This window comes from Aquirhabdus sp. (genome assembly GCF_046462495.1).
In the GTDB taxonomy this organism is placed as follows: domain Bacteria; phylum Pseudomonadota; class Gammaproteobacteria; order Pseudomonadales; family Moraxellaceae; genus Aquirhabdus.
In genome coordinates this window covers 501,808-516,881 of sequence record NZ_JBKGVE010000004.1, presented here as the reverse complement: position 1 = coordinate 516,881, position 15,074 = coordinate 501,808, and the positions used below count along the sequence as shown (strand labels likewise).

The 15,074-nt window shown below is 50.5% G+C and carries 12 protein-coding genes; 7 read left to right on the top strand and 5 right to left on the bottom strand.

Going from position 1 to position 15,074, the window contains the following annotated elements; all coding sequences use genetic code 11:
- Nucleotides 1-254 precede the first annotated feature (254 nt).
- From ACLHG7_RS05840 to ACLHG7_RS05825, 4 genes are all read left to right on the top strand, one after another.
- Nucleotides 255-1,094, top strand: a complete 840-nt coding sequence (locus ACLHG7_RS05840) for a GNAT family N-acetyltransferase (protein ID WP_410210095.1) — start codon at nucleotides 255-257, stop codon at nucleotides 1,092-1,094.
- A 241-nt stretch (nucleotides 1,095-1,335) separates the two neighbouring features.
- The gene (gene katG, locus ACLHG7_RS05835; protein WP_410210094.1) at nucleotides 1,336-3,480 is read left to right on the top strand and encodes a catalase/peroxidase HPI; all 2,145 of its coding nucleotides are present in this window, start codon (nucleotides 1,336-1,338) and stop codon (nucleotides 3,478-3,480) included.
- 530 nt (nucleotides 3,481-4,010) lie between these two features.
- On the top strand, nucleotides 4,011-6,248 hold the full coding sequence (locus tag ACLHG7_RS05830) for an NADP-dependent isocitrate dehydrogenase (protein ID WP_410210093.1): 2,238 nt from the start codon (nucleotides 4,011-4,013) through the stop codon (nucleotides 6,246-6,248).
- A gap of 570 nt (nucleotides 6,249-6,818) precedes the next feature.
- Nucleotides 6,819-8,351, top strand: coding sequence for a hypothetical protein (locus ACLHG7_RS05825; RefSeq protein ID WP_410210092.1), 1,533 nt, complete (start codon nucleotides 6,819-6,821; stop codon nucleotides 8,349-8,351).
- Between the two features lie 66 nt (nucleotides 8,352-8,417).
- On the opposite strand, the gene ACLHG7_RS05820 is transcribed toward ACLHG7_RS05825, so the two are convergent.
- The gene (locus ACLHG7_RS05820; RefSeq protein WP_410210091.1) at nucleotides 8,418-9,026 is read right to left on the bottom strand and encodes a TetR/AcrR family transcriptional regulator; all 609 of its coding nucleotides are present in this window, start codon (nucleotides 9,024-9,026) and stop codon (nucleotides 8,418-8,420) included.
- Nucleotides 9,027-9,118: 92 nt separating this feature from the next.
- On the opposite strand from ACLHG7_RS05820, the gene ACLHG7_RS05815 reads away from it, so the two are divergent.
- Nucleotides 9,119-9,859 (top strand): hypothetical protein, encoded by a 741-nt coding sequence (locus tag ACLHG7_RS05815; RefSeq protein ID WP_410210090.1) that lies wholly within the window; start codon nucleotides 9,119-9,121, stop codon nucleotides 9,857-9,859.
- Nucleotides 9,849-11,072 carry an MFS transporter gene (locus tag ACLHG7_RS05810; protein ID WP_410210089.1) on the top strand — a complete coding sequence of 408 codons (1,224 nt, stop codon included), beginning with the start codon at nucleotides 9,849-9,851 and terminating at the stop codon, nucleotides 11,070-11,072. The genes ACLHG7_RS05815 and ACLHG7_RS05810 overlap by 11 nt, the downstream gene beginning before the upstream one ends.
- Here ACLHG7_RS05810 and ACLHG7_RS05805 read toward each other — a convergent pair.
- From ACLHG7_RS05805 to ACLHG7_RS05795, 3 genes are all read right to left on the bottom strand, one after another.
- A complete protein-coding gene (locus ACLHG7_RS05805; protein WP_410210088.1) occupies nucleotides 11,066-11,923 on the bottom strand; it encodes a histone deacetylase in 858 nt (285 codons plus the stop codon). The genes ACLHG7_RS05810 and ACLHG7_RS05805 overlap by 7 nt on opposite strands.
- A gap of 31 nt (nucleotides 11,924-11,954) precedes the next feature.
- A complete protein-coding gene (locus ACLHG7_RS05800; protein WP_410210393.1) occupies nucleotides 11,955-12,956 on the bottom strand; it encodes a hypothetical protein in 1,002 nt (333 codons plus the stop codon).
- Nucleotides 12,957-13,423: 467 nt separating this feature from the next.
- Nucleotides 13,424-13,780 carry a roadblock/LC7 domain-containing protein gene (locus tag ACLHG7_RS05795; protein ID WP_410210087.1) on the bottom strand — a complete coding sequence of 119 codons (357 nt, stop codon included), beginning with the start codon at nucleotides 13,778-13,780 and terminating at the stop codon, nucleotides 13,424-13,426.
- Between the two features lie 407 nt (nucleotides 13,781-14,187).
- Between ACLHG7_RS05795 and ACLHG7_RS05790 the strand changes: the two genes are divergently transcribed.
- Nucleotides 14,188-14,373, top strand: coding sequence for a CopG family transcriptional regulator (locus ACLHG7_RS05790; RefSeq protein ID WP_410210086.1), 186 nt, complete (start codon nucleotides 14,188-14,190; stop codon nucleotides 14,371-14,373).
- A gap of 126 nt (nucleotides 14,374-14,499) precedes the next feature.
- Here ACLHG7_RS05790 and ACLHG7_RS05785 read toward each other — a convergent pair whose 3' ends face one another.
- Nucleotides 14,500-14,856: a roadblock/LC7 domain-containing protein gene (locus ACLHG7_RS05785; protein WP_410210085.1), complete on the bottom strand. Its 357-nt coding sequence runs from the start codon at nucleotides 14,854-14,856 to the stop codon at nucleotides 14,500-14,502.
- Nucleotides 14,857-15,074: the final 218 nt, after the last annotated feature.

Sequence of the window (15,074 nt, the reverse complement as noted above, 5' to 3'; positions counted from 1 at the left end):
CGAAACATGAATTATCTTGGCAGTAAATTCCAAAAGAATAATATGCTTATCTAAGCCCCTACAATATTCCAATGAGTGAAATGATAGACCAGACCTGCGCAAAGAGAAGAACTTCTTTGAAACGCGTGTGACTGAGTATCAGACTGGCGGGGCGTTGAGCTGGTAAGCTGTCATCCCAGAAAATTAAAGCCATCCTTAGGACTTTAATTATTTTTAGGCTACACTTTTTTCAAATCAGTGGCGTAGCATAAAAAATGGAAGACGAGATCAAGCAGAAAGACTTCGACAAACCCACGATCGTAACGGGACCTCCAGCCGATCTGCGTGAGGATCAGCTCATCTCTGAGTGGCTTGATGCCCGGTTTCATCATGCCATTGGTGCCACGGTCTTTCTTGCCCAGACGCGGGCCATCGATGCAGAGTGGAACCTCTTGCGCTTGTACGATTCAAAAATGCCGGACGCGTTCCTTGGTGTCGCGGTGGCACTCGCGGGCGGCACCTGCTTTTGGCTGCCGGAGGATTCATCCGCAGCCGGAGCGCTCTGCCCCACGATTCTGGACCTTCGACCACGCCGGATCGTGACCACCTCAATAGGGCGTGATCTGTTGCGTAGTAAAGTAGTGCCGAGGGCACGCCTCGTACGCGAGTACGACCAATGGGTGATGATCTCGGCGCACCGCTTCCCACAAGCGAGTGGGCGCATGGCGACAGCATCAGACATTGCCCGTCTTGTTGAGTATCAACACCACTACAATGAGGAGCGCTCTGTCGATGATGCACCGGACTGGGAAGCACTAGTCGCACAGGAAAAAATTGCTGTGTTTGATGCCGACGACCAGATCGTCTCGGTCGTTCGCTTTGGGATCGAAACCAATCGACTGATCTCTATCGGTGGAACCTATACCTTCCCCGCGTACCGTCGGCGGGGTTTCGCTGAGCGCGTACTAGAATTCGCGGTCAATCGGATCGTCACCGCTGGTCGCACCGCCCACTTGATTGTCGACATCGACAACGAACCCGCTGTCGCGCTCTACCGCAGAATGGGCTTTGAGTGCGTCGGGTCATCTTACGTCGGCTACCTTGAGTATCCATAGGTATCCAATCTCCCCCTCAAAATCAAACCCATTAACGATTTCCTAACAGATATCTCTCCGTAAATTATTGATGATGGGACGCTGGAATAACGTCACTAATCAATGATCAGCAAAGCAATAGGATTCGTTCCATACATTCTGGTGACAAGCCATAATCCCTAGTCCGTACAGGCAACGGGCTTGAGCGAGTGGTTGAACTTTTGTGGCTAGAGCAGCGTCATCAACATTCACGGAGAAAGACATGTCCACTGCATCAAAATGCCCCTTTCATACCGCAGGTACCGGCACTACAAACCGGGACTGGTGGCCAAAGCAACTGCGCGTAGATCTGCTCAATCAGCATTCGGAAAAATCCAACCCACTGGGTGAAAAATTTGATTACGCCGAGCAATTCAAGACGCTGGATTACCACGCCTTAAAAGCAGATCTGGTCAAACTCATGACCGACTCTCAAGACTGGTGGCCTGCGGACTTTGGTCACTACGGCCCGCAGTTTATCCGCATGGCTTGGCACAGTGCCGGTACCTACCGCGCGCAGGATGGACGTGGCGGTGGAGGTCGTGGACAACAGCGCTTTGCGCCGCTGAATAGCTGGCCTGATAACGTCAATATCGATAAATCCCGCCGCTTGCTGTGGCCGATCAAACAGAAATACGGCCAGAAGATCTCTTGGGCTGACCTGATTCTCCTGACCGGTAATGTGGCGCTGGAGTCGATGGGATTCCGCACGTTCGGCTTTGCCGGTGGTCGTGAAGATACGTGGGAACCAGATAACGATGTCAACTTTGGTGCAGAAACCGCTTGGATGGGTGACGACAAACGTTTCCATGGCGCACGTGAACTCGACGACAATATCGCTGCGACCCATATGGGTCTGATTTATGTCAATCCGGAAGGTCCAAATGCCAGCGGCGACTTCCTCGCAGCAGCCCACGACATCCGCATCACCTTTAGCAATATGGCGATGGACGATGAAGAAACCGTCGCCCTGATTGCAGGGGGTCACACCTTCGGTAAGACCCATGGTGCTGGACCCGAAGAATATAAAGGTCCAGAACCAGAAGGCGCACCGCTTGAGGCGCAAGGCTTGGGCTGGATCAGCAGTTTTGGTCAAGGGCATGGCAAAGACACTATCTCCAGTGGTCTTGAAGTCACGTGGACCAAGACGCCCGCGCTCTGGAGTAACAATTTCTTTGAAAATCTGTTCAAGTTCGAATGGGAGCTGACCACCTCTCCTGCGGGTGCCAAGCAATGGATCGCCAAAGACGCACCGGACATCATTCCAGATGCGCATATCCCCGGCAAATTCCATAAACCAACTATGCTTACAACGGATCTGACGCTGCGCTTTGACCCTGAATTTGGCAAGATTTCCAAGCGCTTCCACGAGAACCCTCAGGCCTTTGCCGAAGCGTTCTCGCGTGCTTGGTTTAAGCTGACCCATCGTGATATGGGTCCTAAAGCGCGCTATCTCGGTCCTGAAGTACCGAAGGAAGATTTGCTCTGGCAAGATCCGCTGCCAGCACCAATCTATCACCCTACGAGTGCTGATATTGCTGACTTGAAAGAGAAGATTGCCGCATCAGGTTTAAGCGTATCTGAGCTAGTCTCGGTGGCGTGGGCATCTGCCTCGACCTTCCGCGGTGGTGATAAGCGCGGCGGCGCCAATGGTGCACGTCTGGCACTGGTACCGCAGAAAGATTGGCCGGTCAATCAGCATGCGATTCCCGCACTTGATCGTCTCAAAGGTATCCAACAATCCTCTGGCAAAGCCTCACTGGCTGACATTATCGTACTGGCAGGTGTGGTCGGTGTCGAGCAAGCCGCCAAAGCAGCGGGTATCGCGATCAATGTGCCATTTGCACCGGGTCGCGTCGATGCGCTGCAATCAGAGACCGATGTTGAGTCCTTTGGCTTTTTGGAACCCCATGCAGATGGCTTCCGCAACTACAAAAACAGCCAAGTCGATGCGAACACTGAGGCACTGCTCATCGACAAAGCACAGCAACTCACCCTGACCGCCCCGGAGCTTACGGTACTGATCGGTGGTTTGCGTGTCCTTGGGGCGAATTTTGATGGCAGCGCACATGGCGTATTCACCGATCATGTCGGCGCGCTGTCCAATGACTTTTTCATTCATCTGCTGGATATGGATACCCAATGGCAACCCGTTGATGCAACGACTGAAGTCTTTGCCGGAAGAAACCGCAAAACGGGTGCTGTGAAGTACACCGCCACACGCAATGATCTGGTCTTTGGTTCCAACGCCGTGCTGCGCGCCCTCGCTGAGGTCTACGCCAGTACCGATGCCAAGGCCCGATTTGTCACAGACTTCACTGCTGCATGGGTCAAGGTGATGAATCTGGATCGCTTTGATCTGCGCTAACTTGATCTGCCCTAAAGAGAGTGGATCAAGCATAAAGTCTGTCGATGATCGATAGACGACTTGGTGAACTCCAAAAAGCGACAGCACAATCTGTTGTCGTTTTTTGATGTCTGCGTGGGCATCGACTGGTGACGTAACGCCTTATTGGGGTTTAGTACACTCGCCACTCTGGCTCGTTGCTAGGCTTCGTTGCTATAAACACCACCCATCATAAATTTTCGTGATGCCGCCATTTAGACACTCACTATGCATAAGCCACTATTCCCCCCCACCCATAAGGTAAACTATGTCGCCTGCGCAACACATGTCTACTTTTTTGGTAAATCTTAGTCTTACCATGACATGGGACTGACTTGGATCATGGATATGATCTCCATCGAGATGACATTCAGTTGCAAGCGTATACAACCCATCATGAGGCTTTTGCTTAGTGCATACCGCAAAAGCCGTATAGAAGGATCTGAAAAAAAATCGCGCACTAATCGCAGATCAGGCGCGTTTGTTCCACCCACCAACCGCGAGACGACGAGATGAGTAATCAGCAACCCACAATCATCTACACACTGACCGACGAGGCGCCTCGCCTAGCTACCGCATCATTCCTGCCCATCGTGCAGGCCTTTACCGCACCAGCTGGTATTGATGTGACGACCAGCGACATCTCCGTAGCGACTCGTATTCTGGGTCTGTTCCCGGAAAACTTGACCGAGGCACAACGTTTGCCCGATACCCTTGATGCGCTCGGTAAGCTCACGCTATCGCCTGAAGCCAATATCATCAAATTGCCCAATATCAGTGCCTCGGTGTCACAGCTCAAAGCGGCGATCAAAGAATTGCAAGCGAAGGGCTACAAGATTCCCGATTTTCCCGAGAACCCGCAGACCGACGAAGAAAAAGACATTCGCGCACGCTATAACAAGTGCATCGGCAGCGCAGTGAATCCTGTACTGCGTGAAGGCAACTCTGACCGCCGTGCACCCGCAGCGGTCAAAAACTACGCGCGCAAGCATCCGCACAGTATGGCGGAATGGAGTCAGGCTTCACGTACGCACGTTTCGCACATGCACTCGGGCGACTTTTATCACGGCGAAAAATCCATGACACTGGATCGTGCACGCGACGTGAAGATGGAGCTGATCACCAAAAGTGGTAAGACCATCGTGCTCAAACCCAAGCTCTCACTGCTCGATAAAGAAGTGATCGACTCCATGTTCATGAGTAAGAAGGCATTATTGGCCTTCTATGAACAAGAGATCGAAGATGCATACAAAACGGGCGTAATGTTCTCACTGCATGTGAAAGCGACCATGATGAAGGTCTCGCACCCGATCGTGTTCGGTCACTGTGTCCGAATTTTCTACAAAGACGCCTTTGCAAAACACGGCAAGCTGTTCGACGAGTTGGGCGTGAATGTGAACAATGGAATGGTCGATCTGTACAACAAGATCGCCGTGCTGCCGCAGAGCTTGCAAGACGAAATCAAAGAGGATATCCACGCCTGCTACGAACACCGCCCTAAACTCGCCATGGTGGATTCAGCAAAAGGGATCACCAACTTCCACTCACCCAACGACGTGATTGTCGATGCCTCCATGCCTGCTGCGATTCGCAACGGCGGCAAGATGTGGGGTGCAGATGGTCGTCTGAAAGATGTGAAAGCCGTGATGCCAGAATCGACTTTTGCCCGTATCTATCAGGAGATGATCAACTTCTGCAAATGGCATGGTGCGTTCGATCCGACGACCATGGGCACAGTGCCAAACGTGGGCTTGATGGCGCAGCAGGCTGAAGAATACGGCTCGCACGACAAGACCTTCGAGATCCCTGAAGACGGTGTCGCGAACATCACTGACCTGAATACGGGTGAAGTGCTGATGAGCGAGGATGTCGAAGCGGGTGACATCTGGCGGATGTGTCAGACCAAAGACGCAGCGATTCGCGACTGGGTCAAACTTGCCGTGACGCGCGCGCGCAACTCAGGCATGCCCGTAGTGTTCTGGTTGGATTCCTACCGCCCACACGAAGCACAGCTGATCGCTAAAGTGCGGACGTACCTGAAAGATCACGATACCACGGGTCTGGACATTCAGATCATGAGTCAGGTTCGTGCAATGCGCTACACGCTGGAGCGCGTGATTCGTGGGCAAGATACCATCAGTGCCACAGGCAACATCCTGCGCGATTATTTGACTGACCTGTTCCCGATCATGGAACTGGGCACGTCGGCCAAGATGTTGTCCATCGTGCCGCTGATGGCCGGTGGTGGCATGTATGAGACCGGCGCTGGCGGCTCGGCACCCAAGCACGTACAGCAATTGGTGGAAGAAAATCACTTACGCTGGGACTCTCTGGGCGAATTCTTGGCGCTTGCCGTAAGTTTAGAAGAACTGGGCATCAAGACGAACAACGCTCGGGCCAAGATCCTTGCCCGGACGCTTGATACCGCGACTGGCAAACTGCTCGATAACAGCAAGACCCCTTCAGCAAAGACGGGGCAGCTCGACAATCGCGGTAGCCATTTCTACCTCTCCCTATACTGGGCGCAGGCGTTGGCTGAACAAACTGATGATGCCGAATTGGCTGCCCAATTCAAGCCACTGGCTGAAAAACTCGCAGCGAACGAACAGGCGATCATCGATGAGTTGGCTGCGGTACAAGGCACGCCAGCGGATATCGGCGGTTATTATTTGCCGGATGTTGCGAAAGTGGATGCAGTCATGCGCCCAAGCGCCACCTTCAACGCAGCGATTGCATCCTTAACCTCTTAAGATACATCCGCAAAAGAAAGCAGGCCACCTTTGTGCCTGCTTTTTTGTTTTTTGAGTGCGTGATAAATCTCGATCGCTTTGATCTGCGCTAGGCGTGATGGATCAAGCGTCAAGTCTGTTGATAATTGACAGGCTCGGTACGCCAACAAAAGCGACAGCTGAGCCAGCTGTCGCTTTTTAATTTCGGGGCAGATATGTAGCGCCCAACATTCTATAAGTGGGACCGCACAATGTTCCAAGTCGGCTTTCTATGTCGTCGGCGTAAATATCTTTGACATTGACAGACCATCCCCCTACACAAGAAGTCTGCTCTGCCGATATTTCCCAAACCGCATCCGCTCATTGCTATCGCCACCGTTCATCCAAATCTCATACTAATCTGTTTACTTTTCCAATAAAGCTACTATAGTTGCTTTTATAAAAGCAACTATAGTAGCTTTTACAGATTTGACGTACAGAGAGGTCATCTTTGATGAGCCTCCAAAAATAACAAACATGATCAATGGCAGGGAAGTTATGGGTACACAGATATTGGAGTGGTATAGGAGACACCGGTTCAAAGACCATACGATGTCATGTTCTAGAACGATATCCCTACTTGCCTATGCTTTATTGATCAACAGTTTATTGATGAGCTGTCCTGCATTTGCTGAACTGCAACAGATGTCTGATCATGACATGGGCCAAGTAGCAGGTCAGGCGGCATTTTATACCAACTACACGGCACCATCGGGCGATGGATCAGGTGGCAACCCTTCGGACTTTGGCTTTTATACACTGGGTGTGAATGGTCAAGTGCAATTGAATACCAATATCCAGCATCTACAACTCGGGTGTGGTGGGGTCAATGGACCTGGCTGCGACATTGATCTCAATAACATGAGCCTCAGTGGTAGTCCGGGCGTCGGCAGTTGTCCTGCAGGAGCCAACATCGCCAGCTGTGATGCGGTGCTGACCAATCCATTCTTAAGACTTGCGATTTCAAATCCGAATTCATTATCCACACGCCATGTCGCCGGTGTCCAGTTAGGCGCGCAAAATGTGCTTGGCCTGCTCCAGTCCGGCACAAACACTGATTACGCAAATGGTATCAATTCCTTCTCAGGCTATATCCATGTTCAATCAACGACTGCTGCCGATACGGTCACCGGCACCATCAGCACCGCACCGGCGGTGTTTCCAGTTTATAACCCGGGAAATGGCGCAGCGAATTACACCATTCATGGCAATTTTACGGCACTCGGTGGCGTGGGCGCGACCGCGGGGTTTATGCTGACCTCGGGTTCTTTCACTATCCCCGGATTTTCAGGCATCAGTTTTACGGTGCCAGCACCGACCGTAAACGGATCACGCCTGACATCCATTACCGTCAATCCGTCGACAACGCTTCCCAATGTGATTATTGGTTACAATCCGGATGACAATGATTGTGGATTTCTAGCTATCGGTGCCTGTAATGGCTATGGCACCCCTCAATATAACGCAAACTATAGTGCCGCAGGATCTGCGGGAACCTATCCCGCCAACGGAACCGTGGGCACACAAGGTGGCCCCGTGGTTGCCACATCGACCTCATGCAGTGGTTTAGGATGTCTACTCTTGCCCAACGCAGGTGTCGGTGCGAATTTCAATACCCATTTATATGGCGCAATTCAAAATATCGCAGCCAATGTCAACTTTGTACAGCCCTTAGGCTTCATGCATTCACTGCCGCTCAACTCTCCACTATCCCTGAGCCTGCAATCGCAAAATATTCTTTGGCCCGGTTCGCCCAGTGGCGATATTGCTCAGAAGGGCTGGTGGATGTCGGTCAACAATCCGGTTTATGTGGGTAATCTCGTCCCGAGCAGCCCTATTAATCTGTGCGCGGATCCAAACAATGCAAGCACTTGTGTTTTCCCGCAATTTGCCCAGCAATTCAATAACTATCTGGCCAACAATCCACCCAATACCAATGATCTGTTCGGCATATTAAGCGGAAAAACGCTAGGCATACAGATTGGTGGCGTAGCGCTTACACCGATTGGGATATCGCTCAATGGCGTGCAGTTATCGAGTCAGAACACGATGCCAAATTGCTATGGGGGATTGAAATTCTGTTAGGTCATTGTTGATCTGATCGGGCATCGGTGCGTTTTTTTTATACTTCTGGTCTTCCTGAAGCTTGACTCATCTAAATGCCCGGCAGGCTTGCTGAGCCACACGCCAGATATCTTCATCCGTGATTGCCTCATTCGTCACCAGTGTCCGGTAAAACAAAGGTGCCGCAGCAAACTCCACTAAATGTCGGGAGTTCGTGCCTTCTGGCAGCTCCCCGCGGGCAATCGCACGCTCAACAATGACACCAGAAGTCGCAAAACGGGCATCCCAGAATGTGGTTCGTGCCTTCTGCAGGTCATCGTTCTGATTGCTTGAGGCCATAAGCGCACGGAGTAATCCGCCTGCAAAGGGGGTAGCAAGCATAAGTGCAATCCTGCTTAACAAGGCAATCAAATCACCCTGCAGGCTCCCTGTATCCACAATGGGAATAGTAACACCGATGCGAGTCAAGGCCACTTCGAGAACCAGCTCCATCTTGCTGGGCCAACGACGATAAATGGATGTTTTATTGACCTGAGCACGCTCGGCAATCTCGGGAATCTCCATCCGATCATAGCCGCGCTCCTCCAGCAACGCCAAGGTTGCCTCATGCACCGCTGCCATCACCCGCGCAGTACGCCCGCCCTTGTGCCGGACTTTTCCCGACTCACTCGGTTCAGCAACAGCGCTACCGTTCATCCATATCTCCAATCAAGAGTATTTACTCTTTCCATAAATGCAACTATAGTTGCATTTATGTACATTAAAAATGACCGCCGAGATAGTCTACTATGAACCTTGAAATCAAAACCATCATCAATGGCAAAGAGATCCCACGCGCGCAGGTCTTGGCGTGGGAAAAGAAACGCGCGCTGGTTGTTCTCAAGAAACTAGGCGTAAAGCCTGTCAGTGATGATCTTGCCATCCTGCGCCAGCAACTGGATGATCGAAAGCAGGTCCTTGGGAATGAAGGCATTTTGAAGTTGCTGCGCTGGGAGTTGGCCGTATCCAATCCAATGGCGGTACTTACAGCACGTTTATCGTTTGGTTTCCGCCGACTCTGCATCACAGAGCTCGTCACCTCACAAGGGACAGCTGAACAGTTTATCGCGTGGTTTAACGAATGTGCCCAAATCAATAACGAGCGCGCCATGTTGGCGGGTACGCCAGACCACTACATGATTAGAACCAATGCCGATGGCTCGCAAGAGGTCGTGGAAACCAACGGTGGTTCGCCGTTGGCCGCACATTTCCTCATCGACTATGAGGATCTTTCGAGCCTACGCTCGCCCATTGATCATACCTATCCCCTACAGATTGCGGGTGTAGCACGTTCAGCCAGTGGTGTCGCTCTGGGTGGTGTACGACACCAATTTCGCAACGAGGGTTCGGGATTCCGTGCCAGACTGCTAGTGGAATATCCATTACTGATTTTGCCGCAAGTGCTGAAAGGTCACCAATGGCACCTGGCGAGTGAATTCGGAAACTGGATTGAAGCAGCGTTCAATCAAGGTCAGCCTGATGGACGCTGAGCACGCTTCCACTGAACGGACTCAAGACTTGCCAGGTTGGCTGGTCGGCGTACTCGCGATGGCCTGTGGTCTTACGGTCGCTAACCTCTATTATGCCCAGCCATTACTGAACATCATTGCACCGTCTCTGGGCTTGCCCGTCTCGATGTCCAGCCTGATCGTCACATTGACCCAACTGGGGTATTGCGCTGGTTTGATTTTCCTCGTCCCGCTGGGTGATTTGCTTGAAAACAGGCGTCTGGTGGTGTCCTGTCTAACCGCACTGATCTTTGCCTTGGCGCTGGCAGCCACAGCCTGTGGATCCATCGTGTTCATGGTCGCTGTGACGCTGGTTGGCTTTAGTACCGTGGCCGTACAAATGATGGTTCCGATTGCAGCACATATGGCCCCCGTGGCTAAACGAGGCCAAATCGTGGGAACCATCATGAGTGGGCTACTACTGGGGATCATGCTGGCACGACCCGTGGCGAGCTTGTTTACCGATGCCTTTGGCTGGAGAGCTCTATTTGCCAGCTCGGCAGTGGCGATGGGGATTACAACCGTGGTGATGGCATACGTGCTACCAAAGCGGCAACCAGATGCGGATCACAGTTACCACGAACTCATCAAATCACTCGGTGTGTTGCTCATCAACACCCCCGTTTTACGCTGGCGAGCCGCGTATCAAGCGGCGTTATTTGCCGCCTTTACATTGTTCTGGACCGCAGTTCCCCTACAATTGGCCGGTCCAACTTTTGCGATGTCTCAACGTGGAATCGCCCTGTTTGCGCTGGCAGGCGTCACGGGTGCAATCGCCGCACCTATCGCGGGGATGCTGGCTGATCGCGGCTGGAGTCGCTTCGGCACTGGGGCATCACTCGTTATGGTGGCTATTGCTTTCGCGTTGGCAGCATTGGGGACACATGGATCACTGATTGCCTTGGTGAGTGCCTGCATCCTGCTGGATATGGGTGTACAAGCCAATCTGGTCTTCGGCCAACGCGCGATATACGCGCTGAAAGCCGAACATCGCAGTCGCCTGAATGGGCTGTATATGGCGATATTCTTCGTCGGTGGCGCATTCGGATCGGCAATTGCGAGCCTGCTGTTTACCCACGGCGGCTGGAATCTGGTCTGTGCAATTGGACTCGCCTTCCCCCTCTTGGCTTTGGGATTATTTTTTGTGGAACGGTCGCGCCGACAGACCACCAACATCAGCATGCACCCTCAATAAAATTGATTCGCAGCCTGAAAGGTACTGACGTGAAGTTTGACCAAATCTGGGAGTGCCTGATAGCCACCCGCCAGAACAAACATAATCGGAATCTGCTCGCGCTTGGCAAACTCAAAGACCAGACTATCTCGTCTATATACTGCCGCTGAGTCAAACCATGATGATCCATAAGGATCAGCCTGATGACAATCCATCCCGGCTTGGTAAATCACGAGATCAGGACGTTGCGCCCGGATTAGCTCGAACCCCTCCTGCAAGGCCGCCTCATACAGCGCAAAAGAACCGTCCTTGGGGTGAATATAACGCCCAATGCTCCGCTCATAGTCGCGGCAACCATAAGCCAAACCATAGATGGTGAAATTGAACAGATTCGGCAAACGGCGTGTAAATTCCGCAGTACCATCGCCACCGTGCTGATCACAATCCAGCACAAAGATCTGTTTATCCGGATACTGCTGTGCGACTAACGCAATACCGTTAAAGGTGCAAAAGCCGCCGCCGTATTCATACATGGCATGATGAAATCCCTGCGCAATATTGGCAGAAATCCCCTCTGCCAAAGCAATCTCGGCAGCCATGAGCTGACCACCCTGTATTGCCAGCACCGCATCACGCAGCCCCTCAGACCACTTAAAACCCGACATCCGCGCTAAAGAGGTTTCCCCCTGCAAAAAAGCATCGACATAGTTGGGCGCATGCAACATCCGCAATATATCCGGATCTATCAATTCCGGTTCAACCAGCTGCGCCAAAGACTGCTCGACAATCGCTTGTGCAACAAATTGCAATTTTTCCATACTGTTGGTATGCGTTTCTGCAAAATAGCGCGAAGAAAAACAGGCCTTAATCACACTCAAGATTCCTTATTTTGATACGTTCATGCTAGGCGCCTGTGACTTGTCGCGCAGCTACCTCTCTCAATTGAGACAGGGTTGCCACATCGGGACTGAATAAACCTTTTTCAACTTGCTGGCTAAAATGAGTACTAAACGCACGCTTGCGGTTTTGCGGAGAGACCACCAGCGTCGTCAGACGCAAAAACCAAAAGCCCTCAATCTCGGATACCGGCATGATAAAACCTGCTAAACCTTTAGCCTTCAGCTTGCTCACTCGCTCATCATCATACGCCACGGCAAATGAGCTGCCTGCGGGTACGCGCACACCATTCACCAGCAACGTTTCCAGACTGATACAGGAGTGGTCATCCCCCATGTTAATCTTTTCAATCAGTAAAGGCCGATTATTTGCATCGACAAACACATTGACCAAGCCACGCCGCGCGACCCGATAATACGCGATTTCCAAAAAGAACTTTTCAGCCATGGGACAAGACCCCACTTTTGGACGCTCCAAGAGCACAGGCAAGTCAGTCAGTCCAGCCGCTTGTTCAGGCGGTAAAATAATGTCTTGAATCACCGCAACAATCAGTAGACTTTCTTCAAGCCCAACCTGGGCATGAATATGGCGTAACTGATGCTGCCACTCAACTTGCTCATGCAGCGCTTGTGCAAACGGCGAGCTTGCAGGATCATGTTGCTGCAAATACTCGCGTACACTGGGATGAATATCCAGATTACGCCAGCTGTTCAGCACGAGTCCGTGTGACTGTGCATGCACCATGACCTCGCGCAGCGACTTCATTGTCGCGTCTTCAAACAGCTTGAGATCATCAAACTCATGCAGCGATCTGGGCTGATTAATGTATTCGGCTAATACACGCGTTGCCTGTGTATAACCACACCCCCGACGCTCACTCTGATGGAGAAAATGCTCGTTCAGCATTTCGACCAATTTCACACTCAGAGGCATTCCTTGCCGCTTAAACACACTCACGACCTCATGGTCATCGTGTCTTATATGCTGTGCCTTAAGTACCGCTTCCATGGCATCCATCCCCCCCAACACTTCCTTAAATAACATGGCAGAACCCAGACGATCGTATAAAAATAGCCACCTTTAATCCTTGTTCCAATCAGCCATGTCCATCCTTAAAACAACGCAATCAGATCGATCGCAGTCATCCTCAGCACGCCCTATCCTTATTTCTATTCAGAAGAAGCCACGCATCACGCGCACCGATTAACGACATGCGGCAAACCCACCGACACATCATTGATGGTTAGCAGATCAATACGCGTATCAATGAGACTCATCCACGCTCACTCGAAGACTTCCCTATCATCACTATCGCTAGGCTAAGCTGGATGATGGAAACAGAAAAAGAAACGATAAGCGCTGTCCTTGGACCCTGCCTGACTCTTTAAAAGCGTCGTTCATATAATTTTTAGTAGAGCGAAACCGTGGATCGAAGTGACCCACGGCTTGAACAACATGCGTTGCAAGGAAATGAATTAAGAGAAATCCAGCTCTTTTTCGAACGATTTCAGCTCATGGCGAGCCATGGCCAGATTCGATTTGTTGCGATCCAGTACGACGTACAAAAACAGATTTTCATTGCGATCCAGTGGACGAATCAGATGGTACTGTTTACTCAAAGTAATCAGAATATCTTCGATCTTGTCATTCAATTTTAGTGCACCAGCCACTTTACGCTTAGCACGAACCACTTCGGTATTGCCTGCTGCTGCCAATTCCAGATCGATTCCAGAACCTAAGGTCGCCAGCGCCAGACCACTTTCGCTATCCACTAAAGCTGCAGCCACAAAACCATCAGTTGCAGACAATCCGTTCAATGATATCTTTGACATATAACACCCTATTATAAAAATAAAAACTTCCTTGTGAGCAAGCAAATAGCATCGCTTGCAAGCTGATTAAATCACACTCCGTTTTTTTGTTCTATATCCATAAATCTATTTTTTAAAAATAATTTTAATCTGTGCATCGCAAACCACTCAGCGCAAGAATCCTTTTTATGACAGATATTTATGCAACCCTTATCAAACTCAATCCCAGCAAGCCTTTCAACTGCCGTTTTCAAAAAAAACGACATGCTCATGAGTCATCGCGTATAGAATATCCTTGGATATGTCATCCAACTGGACTCAATTGACGGGTTACCTCAGACGTGGCATTCTGGGGAGTGATTAAATTATGTTTGTGCCTTTGTTATAATTTGATTATCATTTAATTATAATATTGGAGATGAATCATTTTGGAAAATAAAACCGCACGGCTCACTGTATTGATTGATCCGGTGAAGAAACAAGCCTTTGAATCGCTATGCACCTCGCAAGATTTGACCCCCTCTCAAGTGGTGCGTCAATTGATCCGCGACTACCTCAAAACCCACGGCGTGAGCTACGGGAAACAAGCGACCAACTCTGAGCCCAACGAATAAGTAGCAAGCTCCACGAGCCACAAGCCTCGCGATCAGCCCTCTCCTGTGCATCATCAAAAAATAAGCAAAAAAAACACGAGCAGCCTGAGTTGTTCGTGTTCGTTTAGTGATGCTTTCAAGAAGGGATTAAGAGAAATCCAGCTCTTTTTCAAAAGACTTCAAGGTATGGCGTGCCATTGCCAGATTGGATTTTGAACGGTCTAGGACCACATAAAGAAACAAGTCCTGATTCTTTTCCAGTGGGCGAATCAAATGATACTGCCGGCCCAGTGTGATCAGGATGTCATCGATGCTGTCATTGAGCTTTAGTGCACCAGCCACTTTGCGTTTGGCACGGATCACTTCCGTATTGCCTGCCGCAGCCAGCTCCAAATCAACCCCACTTCCGATATTTGCCAAGCTCAATCCACTGGTTGAATCCACAACAGCACCAACCATAAAGCCATCTAACGTTTGTAGCGGTGATAAATCCAATTTAGCCATGATTTAAATCCTTTTATAGTCAATTGAAATGAATCATTAAACACCAATCCAATGTGTTTATGATGTGTCTAACATTACAATGAAAGGGTAATACTATTCAAATTAAATTATCCACCATTTGGATAAAAAAAGAGCGGTCATGCACATATCATATGACAGCCGCTAGACTAAGAAAGGAGGATGAAGCTGAAGATGTGTGGCAGATCACAGAAACAAGG